20 protein-coding genes are annotated in these 15,826 nt (G+C 68.5%); 6 read left to right on the plus strand and 14 right to left on the minus strand.

Annotation, left to right across the window (positions count from 1 at the left end; all coding sequences use genetic code 11):
• Positions 1 to 67: 67 nt before the first annotated feature.
• Positions 68 to 523 carry a Fur family transcriptional regulator gene (locus FHY06_RS12230; RefSeq protein WP_126186007.1) on the minus strand — a complete coding sequence of 152 codons (456 nt, stop codon included), beginning with the start codon at positions 521 to 523 and terminating at the stop codon, positions 68 to 70.
• A 218-nt stretch (positions 524 to 741) separates the two neighbouring features.
• Between FHY06_RS12230 and FHY06_RS12235 the strand changes: the two genes are divergently transcribed.
• A complete protein-coding gene (locus tag FHY06_RS12235; protein ID WP_184605319.1) occupies positions 742 to 1,563 on the plus strand; it encodes a hypothetical protein in 822 nt (273 codons plus the stop codon).
• On the opposite strand, the gene FHY06_RS12240 is transcribed toward FHY06_RS12235, so the two are convergent.
• From FHY06_RS12240 to ylqF, 3 genes are all read right to left on the minus strand, one after another.
• Positions 1,470 to 2,072 (minus strand): anthrone oxygenase family protein, encoded by a 603-nt coding sequence (locus tag FHY06_RS12240; protein ID WP_260310320.1) that lies wholly within the window; start codon positions 2,070 to 2,072, stop codon positions 1,470 to 1,472. The genes FHY06_RS12235 and FHY06_RS12240 overlap by 94 nt on opposite strands.
• Before the next feature lie 64 nt (positions 2,073 to 2,136).
• On the minus strand, positions 2,137 to 2,718 hold the full coding sequence (locus FHY06_RS12245) for a Crp/Fnr family transcriptional regulator (protein ID WP_019654972.1): 582 nt from the start codon (positions 2,716 to 2,718) through the stop codon (positions 2,137 to 2,139).
• Positions 2,719 to 2,763: 45 nt separating this feature from the next.
• Positions 2,764 to 3,720, minus strand: coding sequence for a ribosome biogenesis GTPase YlqF (gene ylqF / locus FHY06_RS12250; protein ID WP_019654971.1), 957 nt, complete (start codon positions 3,718 to 3,720; stop codon positions 2,764 to 2,766).
• Positions 3,721 to 3,946: 226 nt separating this feature from the next.
• Between ylqF and FHY06_RS12255 the strand changes: the two genes are divergently transcribed.
• The 3 genes from FHY06_RS12255 (at position 3,947) to FHY06_RS12265 (ending at position 5,606) form a co-directional block, all read left to right on the plus strand.
• Positions 3,947 to 4,570 carry a SmpA / OmlA family gene (locus FHY06_RS12255; protein WP_019654970.1) on the plus strand — a complete coding sequence of 208 codons (624 nt, stop codon included), beginning with the start codon at positions 3,947 to 3,949 and terminating at the stop codon, positions 4,568 to 4,570.
• 144 nt (positions 4,571 to 4,714) lie between these two features.
• Positions 4,715 to 5,143, plus strand: a complete 429-nt coding sequence (locus FHY06_RS12260; RefSeq protein WP_019654969.1) for a CBS domain-containing protein — start codon at positions 4,715 to 4,717, stop codon at positions 5,141 to 5,143.
• A 103-nt stretch (positions 5,144 to 5,246) separates the two neighbouring features.
• Positions 5,247 to 5,606, plus strand: a complete 360-nt coding sequence (locus tag FHY06_RS12265; RefSeq protein ID WP_019654968.1) for an HPF/RaiA family ribosome-associated protein — start codon at positions 5,247 to 5,249, stop codon at positions 5,604 to 5,606.
• Here the strand turns inward: FHY06_RS12265 and FHY06_RS12270 are convergent.
• The 7 genes from FHY06_RS12270 to FHY06_RS12300 form a co-directional block, all read right to left on the minus strand.
• Positions 5,593 to 6,069 (minus strand): MerR family transcriptional regulator, encoded by a 477-nt coding sequence (locus tag FHY06_RS12270; protein ID WP_184605321.1) that lies wholly within the window; start codon positions 6,067 to 6,069, stop codon positions 5,593 to 5,595. The genes FHY06_RS12265 and FHY06_RS12270 overlap by 14 nt on opposite strands.
• The gene (locus FHY06_RS12275; RefSeq protein WP_184605322.1) at positions 6,059 to 6,478 is read right to left on the minus strand and encodes a nuclear transport factor 2 family protein; all 420 of its coding nucleotides are present in this window, start codon (positions 6,476 to 6,478) and stop codon (positions 6,059 to 6,061) included. Before FHY06_RS12275 ends, FHY06_RS12270 begins: the two co-directional genes overlap by 11 nt.
• 100 nt (positions 6,479 to 6,578) lie before the next feature.
• On the minus strand, positions 6,579 to 7,505 hold the full coding sequence (locus FHY06_RS12280) for an SDR family NAD(P)-dependent oxidoreductase (protein WP_184605323.1): 927 nt from the start codon (positions 7,503 to 7,505) through the stop codon (positions 6,579 to 6,581).
• 150 nt (positions 7,506 to 7,655) lie between these two features.
• Positions 7,656 to 9,215 carry a glutamate--cysteine ligase gene (gene gshA, locus FHY06_RS12285; protein ID WP_132797635.1) on the minus strand — a complete coding sequence of 520 codons (1,560 nt, stop codon included), beginning with the start codon at positions 9,213 to 9,215 and terminating at the stop codon, positions 7,656 to 7,658.
• Positions 9,216 to 9,352: 137 nt separating this feature from the next.
• On the minus strand, positions 9,353 to 9,670 hold the full coding sequence (locus FHY06_RS12290; RefSeq protein ID WP_132755366.1) for a putative quinol monooxygenase: 318 nt from the start codon (positions 9,668 to 9,670) through the stop codon (positions 9,353 to 9,355).
• A 30-nt stretch (positions 9,671 to 9,700) separates the two neighbouring features.
• On the minus strand, positions 9,701 to 10,363 hold the full coding sequence (locus FHY06_RS12295; protein ID WP_132755368.1) for an alpha/beta hydrolase: 663 nt from the start codon (positions 10,361 to 10,363) through the stop codon (positions 9,701 to 9,703).
• Between the two features lie 135 nt (positions 10,364 to 10,498).
• A complete protein-coding gene (locus FHY06_RS12300; RefSeq protein WP_019654961.1) occupies positions 10,499 to 11,509 on the minus strand; it encodes a Bug family tripartite tricarboxylate transporter substrate binding protein in 1,011 nt (336 codons plus the stop codon).
• A 203-nt stretch (positions 11,510 to 11,712) separates the two neighbouring features.
• Between FHY06_RS12300 and FHY06_RS12305 the strand changes: the two genes are divergently transcribed.
• Complete coding sequence (locus FHY06_RS12305) at positions 11,713 to 12,186, plus strand: Fur family transcriptional regulator (RefSeq protein WP_020723089.1); 474 nt, start codon at positions 11,713 to 11,715, stop codon at positions 12,184 to 12,186.
• 7 nt (positions 12,187 to 12,193) lie between these two features.
• On the opposite strand, the gene zigA is transcribed toward FHY06_RS12305, so the two are convergent.
• Positions 12,194 to 13,387 (minus strand): zinc metallochaperone GTPase ZigA, encoded by a 1,194-nt coding sequence (zigA, locus tag FHY06_RS12310; protein WP_184605324.1) that lies wholly within the window; start codon positions 13,385 to 13,387, stop codon positions 12,194 to 12,196.
• 100 nt (positions 13,388 to 13,487) lie between these two features.
• Here zigA and FHY06_RS12315 point away from each other — a divergent pair, with 100 nt between their 5' ends.
• The gene (locus FHY06_RS12315) at positions 13,488 to 13,922 is read left to right on the plus strand and encodes a hypothetical protein (RefSeq protein WP_184605325.1); all 435 of its coding nucleotides are present in this window, start codon (positions 13,488 to 13,490) and stop codon (positions 13,920 to 13,922) included.
• A 36-nt stretch (positions 13,923 to 13,958) separates the two neighbouring features.
• On the opposite strand, the gene FHY06_RS12320 is transcribed toward FHY06_RS12315, so the two are convergent.
• The gene (locus FHY06_RS12320; protein WP_184605326.1) at positions 13,959 to 14,861 is read right to left on the minus strand and encodes an SDR family oxidoreductase; all 903 of its coding nucleotides are present in this window, start codon (positions 14,859 to 14,861) and stop codon (positions 13,959 to 13,961) included.
• A gap of 53 nt (positions 14,862 to 14,914) precedes the next feature.
• The gene (locus FHY06_RS12325) at positions 14,915 to 15,784 is read right to left on the minus strand and encodes a helix-turn-helix domain-containing protein (protein WP_184605327.1); all 870 of its coding nucleotides are present in this window, start codon (positions 15,782 to 15,784) and stop codon (positions 14,915 to 14,917) included.
• Positions 15,785 to 15,826: the final 42 nt, after the last annotated feature.

Here is a 15,826-nt window from a genome sequence, read left to right on the forward strand (position 1 = left end):
GGACCCGCGACTATACGTTATTGAGAATCCATTCTCAATAAATTGAAAGCCCGATGAAAGCCGCCGCTCAGTGCGACTTGCCTGCGCGCCCCTTGCCGGCCGTTTCCGCTCCGGCGCACGAGGCGCAGATCCCGTGCAGCGTCACCTCGTGGCTCTTCACCTGGAAGCCCTTCGGCGCCAGGTCGTCCATCGGACCGGGGCAGGAATGCAGCAGGTACACCTGCCCGCAGCTGGAGCAGTGGAAGTAGTGATGGTGGTGGTCGGCGTGGCTGTCGCCGTGGCCCGGCTGGCCATGTGCCGCGGGCTTGCACGCCACCTCGTAGCGGGCGGGCTCGCCGGGCAGCTCGACCTTGGCGATCTCGCCATCGGCCAGCAGCAGCGAAACCTGGCGATAGACGGTGGAGAGGCTGATCTCCGGAACGATCTCGCGCGCGTGCGCCAGGATCTGCGGGGCGGTGAGGACGCGACCTGCGTCGCTGAAGGCGGAGAAGACGGCGTTGCGTTGACGCGTGAGACGTTGCATCTGGATTCGGGTCGCTGGCTGGCTTGCTGGCTGGATCGAGGCTTCGGGCTGGTGCAGGCCCGCCGTGGGAGCCCCGTTTTTCCTGAGGGTTCCCCATTGTCTTCTGCCACGCGTTCCGGCGCACGGCCCGGCCGTCCTCAGGCAGCTGTCAGGCCCGCATGGCATCGTCCTGCGCTGAAAAGACAGAGATGGACAGCTTTTTCAGTGGAGAGAACAACGTGAGATGGTTCCATCGGCGGGATGCGCTGGCACTTTCCGCCGCATGCACCGCAGCCGCCCTGCTGGCCGCGTCGGGATGCGGCCGGTCGCCGGACACGCCTGCGGCCGCACCGGCGGCTTCGCCCCAACCGGGCAGCATAGAGATCACGCAGGCCGACATCGACTGGTTCCGCCGCAGCCATGCCGAGTGGGTCGGCTGCGAATCCGGCGCGCCCGCCATCGTGCCGCCCGACATGACGCTGGAGCAGTTCGGCGAGGTACTCGACGGCGGCAACTCGCCGGTCTTCGAGCGCTTCGTGAACGTGGCCGCCGCCTTCTTCCTGCACGCGAGCTTCGTGGCCGGCCACTACGCCTTCCAGCCGCCCTTCGAGAAGCGCAACGCCTTCGACGTGACGGCCGAGCACATCCGCCTGCTGCAGCACGCCAACTGGAACAGCTTCGTCATCGACTGCAAGCGCCCCTATGGTGACTTCACGCACTTCCAGATCGACATGGCCGACATCCTGGGCTTGCCGATCACCAGGGACGCGAAGGGCCGAGCACAGATCGGCATGGATACGGAAAGGCGCATGAACGCGCTGCACGGCGACATCCTGCCCACGCTGCAGGCGTACATCCGCTTCGCGCGGCTCAACCCGGGGCGCTACGTGGTGCCAGGACGGGGCATTGCGCAGACGCGCGGCAGGCCCCTGTGCAGGCCGGTGTCGGCCACGCGCGTGGCCATGTATCAGCGCGCGCTACAGGCGGCGGGCCCGGGCTCCGACTCGCGCAGGGTCGCCGCGCTCGACGAGGCTGCCGCGGCGCTGTTCGCGCTGGATTGAGCCGCTGCCGCCACTGCCCGAGCGCACAGGGCCGCGAGCGCCAGCCCGAAAGCCAGCGCACCGGCTATCGTGCGCCAGAGGTTCGCTGCGTTCCAGCGCTCGCGCGTGCGCGCCCAGTCTGACGGCAAGGCCCGCGGATCCCACGATTCGGTGTACGCGTTGAGCGGCAGGTTGACCTGCGCCGTGAACACCACGATGCCCAGGCCGTAGAGCACGCCGGCCAGCAGCAGGCAGCGCCACCAGCCCCTGTGGCGCGCACTCCATGCCGTGGCCAATGCCAGCGCACACAGCAGCGGCGGCCCGAAGAAGAAGCCGAAGAACATCGCGTGCCGCACGTTGCGGTTCAGACCCGACTGCACGCGCGCGTAGGTGGCGCCGTCCATCTCCAGGGTCGCGAAATTCACGTTGGCGCTGTAGGTCCAGAAGAAGCCGGCCATCACGCCCAACCAGAAGATGGCGAGCGCGTGGCAGGCTAACGAGGGCGACATGGCCGGTCGGCGAGAGAACATTGCGGGGGCTCCTCCTGCGGGAAAGGAAAAGCCTGCACTGTCCCGCCGCTGCGCGTTCGGCGCCTTAACCCTCGATAAGTCCCATCTCCGCGCGCAGCCGCGACAGCGACACGTCCGTCATGCCCAGGTACGAAGCCAGGTGGCGCAGCGGGATACGGCCGGTCCATTCGGGGCGTTCGCGCAGGAGGGCCTCGTAGCGCTGGCGTGCCGTGCACTGCAGAAAAGTCTGCTCGCGCCGCATCTTGTCGTCGAGCAGGCCGGCGAGCGCCTGCAGCCGCAGCGCCGTCCACGAAGGCAACTCGCCCACCTCGGCCTGCAGCGCGGCGTACGGCAGGCGCCAGACAGTGGCCGGGTTCAGTGCGGCGATGAAGAAGGCCGCGGGCTCGCGCTGCATTGCCTCGGTCACGGGCCAGATGAATGCGTCCTCGGCGTGGAAGTTCTTGTTCGACTCACGCCCTTCGCTGTCGATGTAGCAGAGCCGCAGCATGCCGCGCTCGACCCAGAAGGCGTGCCGCCACACGTCGCCAGCCGCCAACAGCGTCGCCTGCGCAGCCGGTGTCTCGCGGCGCGCCTGCCCGGCGAGTGTCGTCAGGGACGCCGGCGCCAGTTCGGGAAAGCGCCTCGCCAGCGCCTGGTGCCAAGCCATGGCGGCCGAAGTATCGTCGTCACGCCCGCAGGCATCGCGGCCGCCTCAGTCGTCCTGCCCGGCCTCGGGCTTCGGCTTGCCCTTCTGCTTGCGCGCGGCCTTCTTCGCGGCGCGTTCGGCGTCCGCACGCTGGCCCTCGGCCAGCCACGCGGCGAACTCCTCGGGCGTCTCGAGCGTGATTCGCCCGAGGTTGCCGGCGCGGAACTCGTGCATCACGATCTCCGCGGCCTTCTGCAGGTTGACGCGGCCCTTGCCCAGCAGGGCGCCGCGCTTGCGGCCGATGGTGTCGAGCAGGGCCTCGTCCTTCATGCCGGCCATGGTCTCGGCGTCGAGCTCCACCAGCTTGAAGCGCGCGGCGATGCCGGCGGCGTAGTTCGACTTGAGGTAGCCGAGCAGTTCGAGCGCCACTTCCTCCTCGTCGAAGGCGTTGCGCCCGACGGCACCGCTGGCCGCGAGGTTGTAGCCGCTCTTGGGCACGATGATGCGGGGCCACAGCATGCCGGGCGTGTCCCACAGGTAGAAGTCGTCGGCCAGGGTGATTCGCTGTTCGAGCTTGGTGATGCCGGCCTCGTCGCCGGTCTTGGCCTTGCGGCTGCCGGTGAGGGTGTTGATGAGGGTGGACTTTCCCACGTTGGGAATGCCGCAGATCAGCACCCGCATCGGCTTGGCCAGCCCGCCGCGGTTGGGCGAAAGCTCGTGGCAGGCCTTCACGATCTGCTGGGCCGGCGTGGTCTGGCTCGCGTCGAGCGGAATGGCGCGGGTGGCCGGCAGCGCGTTGTAGTGCGCCAGCCAGAGCGCGGTGCGCTCGGGGTCGGCCAGGTCCTGCTTGTTGAGCACCTTGAGCGTGGGCCGGCCCGCCGTGAGCTCGGCCAGCATCGGGTTGGCACTGGAGCCGGGCAGGCGTGCGTCGAGCAGCTCGATGACCACGTCGATGTCCTTCACCCTTTCGGTGATGGCCTTCTGGGTCGAATACATGTGACCGGGGAACCACTGGATCGCCATCGGTGGGCTCTTCTTTCTTTCGCGCTGTCTCTGTGGGGGAATGGAGCCCGTGCAGGGCCGACGCGCATTGTGAACCGGCAACCTGAACGCAAGCTGGTTGCTACGTTTTCCATAGCTGCAGGCGCGCATTCTGCCTTCGGTGCGGGATTGTTCGCTCCTAGAATCCCTTCGCTGCCGAGGACAGCGCTCCCGCAGCGACACCAACAACTCCGAGGGAAATCCACACATGTCCAAGCGCCTTGCCGCCGCCTTGCTGGCAGCCATCGTCATGCCCGCGACCGTGACCGTCGCCCATGCCCAGCGGCCCTCCCCGCCACCCGGCCCGTTGATCAGCGGCTACCTGTGCTGCAACATGCGCACCTACGGCGACTCGATCAGCGACATCAACTACGACGAACAGGGCACGAGCATCGTCGCGGTGGGCACGCCGGCGCGCATCACCACCTACGACTTCCGCTGGTTCGGCGTGGAGCTCGCCGGCAAGCAGCAGCGCATCAAGAACGACTACAGCCGCAACATCCCGCTGCCCACCTTCGCGCAGCGCTACGTGGTGACCGCGGACCCGAAGCAGAAGATGGCCACCTTCCCCGCGCCGGTGCGCGAGGCCATCCTCGCCGGCAAGGTGATGCCCGGCATGACGCGCGAACAGGTGCTGATGGCCATCGCCTACCCCGTGGCCAGCGAGAACCCCAGCCTCGACGCGCCCGTGTGGCGCTACTGGCGCGACAGCTGGTCGGAGTTCCAGGTGCAGTTCGACGACAAGGGCCTGGTGAAGACGGTGGTGGGCGACGCGATCTCGCTGAGCCGCGTGTTCGTCGCCACCCCTGCGGCGGCGGCTGCGCAGCCTTAAGTTCTCGCGCATTGCGCGTGTCTTGCACACACGCGCATTCCCTTAGAGTTTTTGCGCCGCGCGGTCATCCATCGCCTCTATGATTTGTTCGAGTGCGGCGCCCGAGCGTCGGTCGAATCGAAACCCTTCATGGAGTTGCCAACGATGAAACCCGTCTCCGAACTGCTCAAGCGCCATGATTCCGCAGCATGGCGCACCTCCCCCGACACCAGCGTGTTCGACGCGCTTTCCATCCTGGCGCGCTTCGAGGTGGGCGCGCTGATGGTGATGGACGGCGAGAAGCTGGTGGGCTTCCTCTCCGAACGCGACTACACCCGCAAGGTGGCGCTGCAGGGCAAGAACTCCAAGGAAATGAAGGTCCGCGAGATCATGACGCCCGACGTGATGACCGTGACCCCGCAGACCCGCACCCGCGAGTGCATGGCACTCATGAGCCAGCGCAAGTTCCGCCACCTGCCGGTGGTCGACGGCAGCAAGGTGGTCGGCATGATCTCCATCCAGGACCTGATGGACGACATCATCTCCGACCAGGAAGCCACCATCGAGCAGCTCACCACCTACATCCAGAGCTGAGCAGGCCCTGCCCGGCGCACATGCAGGGAACAGGCCTACGCCCTGGCGGGCGCCGCGGGGTGCAAAGTGACCCTTCGTTCATCCATCCAGCGGAGGAAATTGCATGCAGATCCAGGTCAACACGAGCAACGGCATCACCAACAAGGACGCGCTGGAGCGCTGGGCCGACGCGGAGATCAAGCAGAACCTGAGCCGTTTCGTCGACGACGTGACGCGCGTGGAAGTGCACCTGAGCGACGAGAACCACGACAAGGCCGGCGGCAGCGACAAGTGCTGCGTGATGGAGGCGCGCCTCGCGCATCACCAGCCGCTGGCGGTGACGCAGCACGCGGGCAGCCTCGACGAGGCCTTTCGGGGGGCGTCCGACAAGCTCAAGCGCCTGATCGAGAACACCCTGGGCCGGCTTCACAACCACCGGGACCGGGACTCGATCCGCACCGATCCGAACTTCATCGCCGAGTAGCGGCGCGGCTCCCACGCCTGGCCGGCGCTGGTGCGGGCGAAGGCCTGGCGTCGACGAGCGGCGGGCGGTGGCCGCTGGCCATCCACTCGTCGTAGAAATCGATCTTGCGCTCGACCAGCGAGAGCGCCCTCTTCCACCCGGCGATGGTCTCGTTCACCCGCTCGCGGTGCGCGGCCAGCATGTCGCGCCGTTCGCGCAGCGTGGTTTTGCCCTTCATGGCGAGCGCGGTGTATTCGCGCATCTCGGCGATGGACATGCCCGTGCTTCGCAGGCGCTCCATCAGGTCCAGCCAGCCGACGTGCAGCTCGACGTAGAGGCGCCGGCCGCCCTCGTCGCGCGCCACGCCGGGCACGAGGCCCTGCGTCTCGTACCAGCGGATGGCGTGCACCGTGCGGCCGGTTCGCGCCGCCAGTTCGCCGATATGGAAGGGAGAGCCCCTCTCGACGGCTTTCTCAGTCCGCATGGAGGGCGGCCGGAGGCTGCAGCGCCTCCTGCACGAGGGCGGTGTCGAAGTATTCGGTCAGCTCTTTCACCTTGCCTCCTTCGAGTCGGTACACGTAGCAATAGCGGTTGTTGTAGCGCTTGCCGGCCTTGGTGGGCACGTCGCCGGTGAAGAGCACCACCACCCGGTCGTCCTCGGCGATGACGCGCTCGGTCTTGCTCCTGTAGGGCGCCGCGAACTGGGCGAAGAGCGGATTCAGCAGTTCCTCGCGGATCGCCTTCTTGCCCTGGTAGGTACGCGACCACGCGGTGCTGCCCTCCAGCTTCCAGCTCGCGTCGTCGGCGAGGCTGTCGACGAAGGGCTGGCCGTTGCCCTTGTCCAGCTCGTCGTGGATGTGCTGGACGATGGCCTTGTTCTCGATCGTGTTCATGGCTTCATTTCCTTCTTTTGAATGAACCGGATATCCGGTGAATTCATTGGAAATGCTCGAGTGCGCTCTAGGTCAAGCGCCATGAACACGATGCCGGGGATCAGTTCCGCTTGGCGTTGGCCATGCCCTTGGCGACTTCGTTGGCGCCCTGCGCAGCGCCGCTTTGCGGCACCGCCTCGCCTTCGCGCTCGGTCACTTCGGAAAGGCGCGCCGCCAGCTGCTCGGGCGTGTCGGCCTCGATGCCCAGCCAGGCGCCCTGTGTCAGCGTGATGTGCGCGGCCTCGAAGGTGCCGGCGCCCGCGCAGAGGATGGTGCGGTTGGGCGCGTCCTGCGCGGCCAGAACCAGCATCGCCGGCACCACTGCCTCGGGTCGGAAGGCCTCGAGCATTTCCTTGGGGAACAGGTCCTCGGTCATGCGGGTGGCGGCCGTGGGCGCCAGGCAGTTCACGCGGATGTCGTTCTTCGCGCCCTCGATGCTCAGCGTCTGCATCAGGCCCACCAGCGCGAGCTTGGCGGCGCCGTAGTTGCTCTGGCCGAAGTTGCCGTACAGGCCCGACGACGAGGTGGTCATCACGATGCGGCCGTACTTCTGCTCGTTCATGAGCGCCCAGACGGCCTTGGTGCAGTTCACGGCGCCCATCAGGTGCACGTCGACCACCAGCCTGAAATCGGCCAGGTCCATCTTGGCGAAGCTCTTGTCGCGCAGGATGCCGGCGTTGTTGACGAGGATGTCGACGCGGCCCCAGGCGTCGACCGCCTCCTTGACCATGGCCTGCACCGCCTCGAAGTCGGTGACCGAGGCGCCGTTGGCGATCGCCTCGCCGCCCGCGGCCTTGATCTCGTCGACCACCGCCTGCGCGGCGCTCACCGAGCCGCCGGAGCCGTCGCGTGCGCCGCCCAGGTCGTTGACCACCACCTTGGCGCCGCGCGCCGCCAGTGCCAGCGCATGCTGGCGGCCCAGGCCGCCGCCCGCACCGGTCACGATGGCCACGCGGCCCTTGAAATCGAGATTGCTGCCGTTGCTCATGTCTCTGTGTCGCCTTCCATGGGAGTTGCCGTTGTTCGATGCCGCGCCGGGCGAGCCTCGCCCGGGCGGCAGCGTGGCGTTTTACCCCAGAAAGCGGGCCCGGCGCAGCATCGGCGCGCCGGCGCCAGTCACCAGCGTGTCAGCGGCGGCTCAGGCAGCGACCGCCGTGCGGCTGCGCGGCACGCCCAGGCGCGCGGGCGAGACGTACTGCTCGCGGTAGATCTCGAACGGCATGGTGTCGGCCGCCTCGATGCGCTTCTGCTCCTGGATGGACTCGGCCGTCATCCGCTCGAACTCGGCCTGCAGCGCCGCCGAGAACGGCAGGCCCAACAGCGTGGCGCGGGTCTGCTCGGAGCGGTCGCGCACGAAGCCGATGAAGGAGTTGGCATGCTCGTTCTCGATAGCGGCGAGCACGCGGGCCGAAGGCAGGCTGTCGGGCTTGCGCAGCGCAGCCACGGCGGCGCGCACCGCGTCGGCATGCGCCGTGCCACTGCCCTGGGCCGCGTCGAGCGCGGCGGCGATGGGCAGGCACTGCTCGACCAGCTCCAGGCCCCAGTCGGCGAGGGTCACTTCCGTTCCGTTGCGCCGCAGCTTCAGGCCCGGCTCGCGGCCGCGCGCGGCGGTGAGGTGCTGGTTCTGGGCGAGGTCGGCGATTTCCTGCGGCGTGTCGTCGGGGCTGTCGCTCAGCAGGCAGTGCAGCAGGAACACGTCGATGAAGCGCATGGTCTGCGCGTTGATGCCGACGGCTTCGAAGGGGTCGAGGTCCATCAGGCGCACCTCGACGTACTCCACGCCGCGCTCGCGCAGCGCATGCAGCGGGCGCTCGCCGGGATTGATCACCCGCTTGGGACGGATGGTGCCGTAGAACTCGTTCTCGATCTGCAGCAGGCTGGTGCCGAGCTGGTTGTAGTCGCCGCCCAGGTTGCGGATGCCGATGGCCTCGTAGGCCGGCCACGGGCGCGTGAGCGCGTCCTGCAGCGAGGCGGCATAGCCTTCGAGGCTGTTGTAGCTCACGGCCAGCGAGGCCTGGGCGTCGCTCTGGTAGCCCAGGCGGCCCATGCGCAGCGAGGTGCCGTGCGGCATGAACATGCTGCCGTCGCCCAACGGCTGCAGCTCGTGCGGGCGGCCCGCCACGAAGCTCGAACACAGCGCCGGCGAGGCGCCGAAAAGGTACAGCAGCAGGAAGGCGTGGCGGCGGAAATTGCGGATCAGCGCGAAATACTCTTCGCTCGACACCTCGGGCAGCGACCAGTTGTAGTGGATGCCCGAAATCGTCTGCATGCGGCGGCCGTAGCGGTGGCTCAGGCCCATGCGGTAGACGCTCTTGGCGCGGCCCACGTTCGAGGAGCCGTAGCGGCCGATCGGAATGGTCTCGTCGGTCGGCAGGCCGCAGGGCATGCTCGACACCCAGAGGCGCTCGTCGCCGAGGCCGTCGAGCACGCGGTAGGTGAACTGGTGCACCCGCGTGAGCTCCTCGAGGGCCGAATCGACGTCGGCGTGCACGCCCGTGATGAGTTCGAGCTGCGATTCGCTGAAGTCGGTGGTGATGTGCGGATGCGTGAGCGCGGAGCCCAGCGCCAGCGGATGCGGCGTCAGCGCGAGCTTGCCGTCGGGCAGCGCGCGCAGGCTTTCCTTCTCGATTCCACGTCGCATGCCCTTCAGTCGTGTGGCTGAAAGTGCACCCAACCTCTCCTGCAATCTGTTGCTCATATTGTTATGACCCATCAATCTTCTGAGGGGCTGGAAGGTAGCACGGGCAAGCGGGCACTGCTCGTGCAGGGAATCCCTGGGCTGGCTACCCTGTCGGGCGCTATTTTTTTGATAGCAGCGGGCGTCGCGGGCGCGATTCAGGCCCTGGCCTGGCCGGCCGACAGGTCGATCTCGTCCGCGCGATAGACGTGCATCTGCGGCGTGCCCTCGGCCATCGCCGAGAGCGCCTTGGCGAAGGCGCGCGAGGCCTCGACCCGGAAATGCGCCTGCAGCGCGTCCATGTCGCTCCAGCGCTCCACGAAAGTCAGGCGCAGCGGCTCCTGCGCGTCGGTCGAGACTTCATGCGAGATGCAGCCGGGCTCCGCACGCGAGCGCCGCACGTGTTCGGTGCTGATGGCGAGCATGGCCTGCAGGGTGTCGGGCTTGGCCATGGCGTGGCCGATGACGAGGATCATCGCTGGCTCCTTGTTCGTTCTCGTTCGGGCTCAGCCGAGCACCCGCAGCAGGAAGCGGTTGAGGTCGGCGATTTCTTCCATGCACACCGAGTGCGCCATGGCGTATTCGTGCCACTCGACGGCGTAGCCCAGCGCGGAGAGCGCCTCGCGCGTACGCACGGCGGCCGCGTAGGGCACCACCGGGTCCTGCCGGCCATGGGCGAGGAACACCGGCGTCTCGTGGTTGGCTGCATGCCGCTCGGCCGCGGTGGTGGCCGCGATCGGCAGGTATCCCGAGAGGCCGACGATGCCGGCGAGCCGCTCGGTGTGGCGCAGACCGGTCATCAGGGCCATCGCGCAGCCTTGCGAGAACCCGGCCACCACGATGCGGCCGGCGGCGATGCCACGGGCCTTCTCGTTGGCGATGATGGCCTCGATGGTCGCCTGCGAGCGGCGAAGGCCGGCTTCGTCCTCCTGCACCTGGAGGTCGGCCACCGAGATGTCGTACCAGGCCGGCATCTGATAGCCGCCGTTGATGGTCACGGGCATGACGGGCGCGTTGGGGAACACGAAGCGCACCGGCCCCACGGCCGAGAGGTCGAGTTCGCCGGCAATGGGCACGAAGTCGTTGCCGTCGGCGCCGAGGCCGTGCATCACGATCACCGTGGCGGTGGGGTTGGGGGCGGTTTCGATCTCGATGGGAGGACGTGACATGGTCGGCAAGGGTATTCGGGAACGGATGCCCGGACCTTAGCGCATCCCGGTCCGGCGCTCCGAAACGGGCGGTAGGCCGACTTGCACATCGTTTCGATGTGCGGCCCCGCCGTTACCTCCGGGGGCGAAACGTTGCTATTCGGCCTTGATGCCGACGGCCTTGACGATCTGCGCGTAGCGCTCGTACTCGGCTGCCACCTGCGTCTGGAACTGGCGCTGCGCATAACCCGTGGCCTCGATGCCCTGCGCGGCGAGTTCGGCGCGCGCGGCCGGGGCCTGCACGATGCGCCCGGCCTCGGAGGCGATGGCGTCGAGCACCGGCTGCGGCGTGCGCGCCGGCGCGAACAGGCCGAACCACGTGCCCGAGCGATAGCCCTTGTAGCTCTCGGCCACGGTCGGCACCTCGGGCAGCAGCGCATGGCGCTTCTCGCCGCTGGTGCCCAGCGCCACCAGCCGGCCGCTGCGGATGTGCGGCAGCGCCGGCCCGACCGCGATGAACATCACGTCGACCTGCCCCGCGATCACGTCCTGCATGCCCAGCGGGCCGCCGCGGTACGGGATGTGGGTGACGTAGATGCCCGCCTTCTGCTTGAGCAGTTCCATGCTCAGCTGCTGCGGGCTGCCGTTGCCGGCGGAGGCGTAGTTGATGTGCCCCGGCCTGGCCTTGGCCGCACGCACGAAGTCGGCCACGGTGCGGAAGCCCGTCTTCGGATTGGCGACCAGCACGAAGTCGATCTGCCCGAGCGACACCACCGGCACCAGGTCGCGCCGCGCGTCATAGGGAAGGCCGGGCTGGAGGTTCGGGAGGATGGTGATCGGCCCGTCGGCGCCCACCAGCAGCGAATAGCCGTCGGGCTGCGCCTTGGCCAGCCCGTCGGCCGCCAGGATGCCGCCCGCGCCCGCGCGGTTGTCGACGACCACCGGCTGCTTCCACTGCTCCGACAGCCGCTGTCCCAGGTAGCGCGCCAGCACGTCGGGCGAGCTGCCGGGCGTGTTCGCCACGGTGATGTGCACGGGCTTCGACGGATAGGCCGCCGCGGCCGGTTGCGCCTGCGCCGCCACCGCCAGGGAAGCACAGACCCCCAGCAGCAGGACCGGCTTGAGCAGCTTCGACAGGAAAGAATGGGCACGCAGGGGGGCACGCATGGGGGGACTTTCGATCGCAGAAGACAAAGGGCGCGATTCTGTCGCGCCGCGGCGCGCAGGCGAACGACCCATTCGTCAGATGCTTAGGCGCATTCCGGCATATGCGCCCGGGCCGGGCGGAACTTCGCCAGGCAGGTCATTTCCTCCGCCCCTACCCTCGCCGCCCCGGGATGCAACACAATGGCGTTTCGCAAGAAGACCGCATGAAGACCCCGACCTCGCATCCGAAGCCCCAGCGCGCAGCCCCGTTCGACAGCGAAACCCTGCTGCGCGAGAGCGGCCTGCGCGTGACGCGCGCCGCCCAGACCGTGCTAGAGCTGCTGGAGCACAGCTCGCAGCCCCTGACGCACGAGGAAGTGGCCGCCGCCTATACCGCCGCCGCCGGCGAGGCGCCCGACCGGGTGACGGTCTACCGCGTGCTCGACCGCCTCGTCGAGGCCGGCCTGTGCGACCGCCGCGTGGGCGCCGACCGCGTCAACCGCTTCTCGCGCCACGTGGAGGCCGAGTCGGGCAACACCTTCGAATGCGACCAGTGCCACAAGGTGCTGGCCCTGCCCTCCGACCCGGAACTGCCGAAGGTGATGGGGCGGCTGGGCCGCGCGCTGCGCAAGCAGGGCATCGACACCCGCCACACCGCCCTCACCCTTCACGGCACCTGCGGCGACTGCGCCCGCTAGCTGCTCCCTACACGTTCCAGGACGGGAACGGATCCGGGAAGTTCTGCCACCACGAGGCGCCGAAGCGCATCTCCTGCTCAGTGAGCAGGCAGGCGTCCAGGCGGGCGCGCAGGGCATCCTCGTCCATGCCGATGCCGATCAGCACCAGTTCCTGGCGGGCGTCGCCGGTGGCGGGGTCCCAGTTCCTGTGGATGATCTCCAGGGCCTCCGGATCGGTCGGCCAGTGCTCGCGCGGCACCGCCGCCCACCAGAAGCCCGCCGCGCCGTAGCGGCAGGCGCCGCCGGCCTGCGACCACGAGCCGGCGCGCGTCGCGCGGCTGGCAAGCCAGAAGAAGCCCTTGGAGCGCACCACGCCCTCCCATTCGCTCTGCACCAGCTTCCAGAAGCGCATGGGGTGGAAAGGCAGTCGCGAGCGGTAGACGAAGCTGCGGATGCCGTATTCCTCGCTCTCGGGCACGTGCTCTCCGCGCAGCTCGGCCAACCAGCCGGGCGCCTGCTCGGCCTGATCGAAGTCAAAGAGGCCGGTGTCGAGCACGCGGTCGAGCGCGACGCGGCCGAACTCCGACACCTCGATGCGCGCACGCGGGTTCAGGCTGCGCAAGATCGCCATCAGCCGCTCGCGCTCCTCGGGTGTGACGAGGTCGGTCTTGTTGACCACCAGCACGTCGCAGAACTCGATCTGCTCGATCAGCAGGTCGACCACGGTGCGCGTGTCCTCGTCGCCCAGCGACTGGCCGCGCTGGCCCAGGCTGTCGGGCGAGCCGTAGTCGCGCAGGAAGTTGAAGGCATCGACCACCGTCACCATGGTGTCGAGCCGCGCGACGTCGGACAGGCTCTTGCCGTCCTCTCCCGCGAAGGTGAAGGTCTCGGCCACGGGCAGCGGCTCGGAGATGCCGGTCGATTCGATCACCAGCTGGTCGAAGCGCTTCTCCTTCGCAAGGCGCCTCACCTCAAGCAGCAGGTCTTCGCGCAGCGTGCAGCAGATGCAGCCGTTGCTCATCTCCACCAGCTTCTCGTCGGTGCGGGAGAGCGCGGCCCCGCCCTCGCGCACCAGGGCGGCGTCGATGTTGACCTCGCTCATGTCGTTGACGATGACGGCCACACGCCGGCCTTCGCGGTTGTTGAGGATGTGGTTCAGCAGCGTGGTCTTGCCGGCGCCGAGAAAGCCGGAGAGCACGGTAACGGGGAGGCGGTCGGCCATGGGGCGGGCTCCATATATGCAACAGAATTGCATTATATAAATCCAATGCAACTGCGTTGCGTTTATCGGGGCGCCAGCGCCCTGGCCTACCATCGGCGGCATGACCGGCCGCTCCAATTTCTCCGACTTCTCCGCCTTCGTCGCCCCACCGCCCTCCGGCGAACCCCGTGCCGCGGAGGTGGATGCCGCCTCGGCCTGCCTCGACCGATTCACCGCCGCCTTCAACGCATCGGACACCAGCGGCATGGATGCCGAGCTGCACTTCCCGCATGTGATGCTGTCGGGCGCGCAGCGGCTCGAGTGGGCCGAGCCGGGCCGACATCCGCACGACTTCTTCGAGAAGCTGAAGGCCACCGGCTGGGCCCTCACCCGGTACGAGAAGAAGGAGCCGGTGCTGGTCGCCAGCGACAAGGTTCACTTCGTCGTCACCTATACCCGGCGCGACGCGGCGGGCGCGGTGCTCAGCACGCACGTCAACCTGTGGATCGTGCTGCGCATCGACGGGCGATGGGGAATCGCGCTGCGTTCGTACTGAACGCAGGATGCGCCCCGCAGGCCGGAGCCGGTGGCGCTACATCTCGAAAGCCGCCACCTGCCTTCCGTCGATGTCGGTGAAGCCGTATTCGCGCGCAAGGTCGGCCACGCGCAGCACCTCGCCGCTCTTGTCGATCACGCGCGGGTCGCCGGCCAGCGCAGCGATCGCCCGCCCGAGATAGTGCGGGGACTCGGTGCGAGCAAGCTCGGAGCGTTCCTGCCAGCGGGCCTCGTCGGTCTTGTAGGCGGCCAGCACGAACTCCGTGCGCATCCAGCCGGGAGACACCGCCACCGAGGCCACGCCGTGCGGCTTCAGGTCCTGCGCCATGCCGAAGGCCAGCCGCGTCATCGACGCCTTGGCCAGGTCGTAGAAGAGGCTGCCGCGCACGTAGCGGCCGCGGTCCCAGAAGGTGGTGGTGGCGATCAGGCCCTTCTTCTGCCGCACCATCAGCGGTGCGGCGCAGCGGCTGGCCAGAAGGTGGTTGCGCACGCCGCGGTCGAACATCGAGTCCCAGTTCGACAGCGGGTGCTCCCAGAACGGCGCCTCGAACACGCCGTTGAAGGTCTCATGGCCACCCCAGGCGTTGTTCACGAGCAGGTCGATGCGGCCTGCCTCGCGCTCCACGCGGGCGAAGAGCGCGGCCACGTCGTCCTCGCTGGTGTGGTCGCAGCGCACCGCAATGCCGCGCCCGCCCATGCGCGTGACCTCGTCCGCCGTGTCGTCGATGCTGCCGGGCAGCGCCGCCAGGTCCGACAGGGCCATCAGCTGGCCGTAGGTGTCCGCGGGCCGCTCGCGCGTGCTGCGGCCTGTGACGTACACGGTGGCGCCGGCCGCGCCTAGCTCCACCGCGATACCGCGCCCCGCGCCGCGGCTCGCGCCAGTCACGACCGCCACGCAGTCCTTCAGTGGTCGGCCTGGCGTCTTTTCTTCGTCGTTCATCCTGATGGCTCCTTCGATCCTTTTGCCTGAGAGCGGATGAAGATAGCCAGCACTCAACCCGCCGTCTTGGAAGAACCCGAAGCCGCCTGGTCGAGGAACTCGGTCGGCGTGACGCCGCACAACGCGCGGAACTCGTTGACCAGGTGCGACTGGTCGTAGAAGCCACCCTCCAGCGCCACCTCGGCCCAGGCCGGCGAGGGCTGCTGCCGCAGTGCGCGCAGGCAGCCGTGCATGCGCGCAAGCCGGCTCCATGCGCGCGGCGAAAGCCCCACGTGGGCATGGAAGAGCTGCTGCAGGCGCCGCTCGCCCACGCCGACGGCGGCAGCCACCTCGCGCAACGGACACCGCCCATCGGCCTCTGCGATGAGCTGCGCCGCTCGCATGGCGGCAGCGTTGCCCCCGGCATCGCCATCGCGGAGCCTGCGCAGCAGCACGGCCTGCAGCAGCGCCACCCGCGCCGCGTCGTCACGCGCTTCGGTCATGCGTTCGAGCAGTTCCACGCCTTCGCCCTGCCAGAGCTCGTCGAGATGCACCGCCGTACCGCCGATCTCTCCGGCCGGCAGTCCCAGCAGCGCGGCGGCGGCACCAGGGCGGAGGGTGACGGAGAGGCCCTCCACCTTCCGCCGCATGCGCAACACGACCGGCGTGGTCGAGGCACCGACGGCCTCCACCGCCTGCCCCTGCCCGTCCCCGACGAAGGGGGCATCGCCGAAGTTGAAGATCAGCCGCACGGCGCCGTCAGGCAACACGCGCTCGCGCACCTCGTGGCCCTCGGCAAGGTTCTCGCGGCACAGCATGAGGTGCGAGACATGCCCGCGCAGCGCGGCCGCCACCGGAAATGCGCGCAGCGTGCCGGCAGGCGCGCCCGATTCCGGCCCATGCAGCGGGTCGTCGTCGAGCCGGAGGAAGAGGCGATCGGCCATGGGGTCCGATTGTCGGGAAAACCGGCCCCGGCATGCCCGAAA

This window comes from Variovorax atrisoli (assembly GCF_014195185.1).
GTDB lineage: Bacteria > Pseudomonadota > Gammaproteobacteria > Burkholderiales > Burkholderiaceae_C > Variovorax > Variovorax atrisoli.

Excerpts from the sequence above, each read along its gene's own strand:
- FHY06_RS12270 (WP_184605321.1), bottom strand. The coding sequence starts at position 6,069 with ATGCGGACTGAGAAAGCCGTCGAGAGGGGCTCTCCCTTCCATATCGGC.
- FHY06_RS12295 (WP_132755368.1), bottom strand. The coding sequence starts at position 10,363 with ATGTCACGTCCTCCCATCGAGATCGAAACCGCCCCCAACCCCACCGCC.
- FHY06_RS12230 (WP_126186007.1), bottom strand. The coding sequence starts at position 523 with ATGCAACGTCTCACGCGTCAACGCAACGCCGTCTTCTCCGCCTTCAGC.
- ylqF (WP_019654971.1), bottom strand. The coding sequence starts at position 3,720 with ATGGCGATCCAGTGGTTCCCCGGTCACATGTATTCGACCCAGAAGGCC.
- FHY06_RS12255 (WP_019654970.1), top strand. The coding sequence starts at position 3,947 with ATGTCCAAGCGCCTTGCCGCCGCCTTGCTGGCAGCCATCGTCATGCCC.
- FHY06_RS12320 (WP_184605326.1), bottom strand. The coding sequence starts at position 14,861 with ATGAACGACGAAGAAAAGACGCCAGGCCGACCACTGAAGGACTGCGTG.
- zigA (WP_184605324.1), bottom strand. The coding sequence starts at position 13,387 with ATGGCCGACCGCCTCCCCGTTACCGTGCTCTCCGGCTTTCTCGGCGCC.
- FHY06_RS12280 (WP_184605323.1), bottom strand. The coding sequence starts at position 7,505 with ATGAGCAACGGCAGCAATCTCGATTTCAAGGGCCGCGTGGCCATCGTG.
- FHY06_RS12315 (WP_184605325.1), top strand. The coding sequence starts at position 13,488 with ATGACCGGCCGCTCCAATTTCTCCGACTTCTCCGCCTTCGTCGCCCCA.
- FHY06_RS12325 (WP_184605327.1), bottom strand. The coding sequence starts at position 15,784 with ATGGCCGATCGCCTCTTCCTCCGGCTCGACGACGACCCGCTGCATGGG.
- FHY06_RS12245 (WP_019654972.1), bottom strand. The coding sequence starts at position 2,718 with ATGGCTTGGCACCAGGCGCTGGCGAGGCGCTTTCCCGAACTGGCGCCG.
- FHY06_RS12290 (WP_132755366.1), bottom strand. The coding sequence starts at position 9,670 with ATGATCCTCGTCATCGGCCACGCCATGGCCAAGCCCGACACCCTGCAG.
- FHY06_RS12275 (WP_184605322.1), bottom strand. The coding sequence starts at position 6,478 with ATGAACACGATCGAGAACAAGGCCATCGTCCAGCACATCCACGACGAG.
- FHY06_RS12260 (WP_019654969.1), top strand. The coding sequence starts at position 4,715 with ATGAAACCCGTCTCCGAACTGCTCAAGCGCCATGATTCCGCAGCATGG.
- FHY06_RS12300 (WP_019654961.1), bottom strand. The coding sequence starts at position 11,509 with ATGCGTGCCCCCCTGCGTGCCCATTCTTTCCTGTCGAAGCTGCTCAAG.
- FHY06_RS12305 (WP_020723089.1), top strand. The coding sequence starts at position 11,713 with ATGAAGACCCCGACCTCGCATCCGAAGCCCCAGCGCGCAGCCCCGTTC.
- FHY06_RS12265 (WP_019654968.1), top strand. The coding sequence starts at position 5,247 with ATGCAGATCCAGGTCAACACGAGCAACGGCATCACCAACAAGGACGCG.
- FHY06_RS12240 (WP_260310320.1), bottom strand. The coding sequence starts at position 2,072 with ATGTTCTCTCGCCGACCGGCCATGTCGCCCTCGTTAGCCTGCCACGCG.
- gshA (WP_132797635.1), bottom strand. The coding sequence starts at position 9,215 with ATGAGCAACAGATTGCAGGAGAGGTTGGGTGCACTTTCAGCCACACGA.